Annotated in this window: 1 protein-coding gene; it reads left to right on the forward strand. The window is 49.3% G+C overall.

The window, feature by feature from the left end; all coding sequences use genetic code 11:
* Positions 1–98: 98 nt before the first annotated feature.
* Positions 99–379 (forward strand): UPF0236 family transposase-like protein (locus tag RW092_RS08305; protein WP_316009968.1); only part of this gene is annotated, 281 nt, incomplete at its 3' end.

Consider the following 379-nt stretch of genomic DNA (forward strand, 5'->3'; position numbering starts at 1 on the left):
GTGGGTGTAGGAATTGGAAAAAGCGGATATAGAAAAAGAGCTTCTCCCTTGGTAAAGTGATGTTTGACGCACAACACACCAAGAAGGAGGAAGCTCCTGTGAGCCACTTTACCACAATAATGCCGACGATGAAAGAGATTGAGCAATGGATTTTCCGGAAAATGCAGGAGGAATTCGCTCGTGCGATGAAGCAGGTACTGGAGGCGCTGGATCAGCAGATCCTGGAGCAACGGGACCGAGAGCGTTATCGAGTAAAGGACGAGCGTGAAACAAGCGTCAACACAGTGTTCGGGAATGTGCGCTTTAAGCGGAGATTGTACTGTGACCGTAGAAGCGGCAAACACGTGTATCTGCTGGATCAGCTGTTGCAATTCGAAGG

This window comes from Paenibacillus sp. 3LSP, assembly GCF_032465655.1.
In the GTDB taxonomy this organism is placed as follows: Bacteria; Bacillota; Bacilli; order Paenibacillales; family Paenibacillaceae; genus Fontibacillus; species Fontibacillus barengoltzii.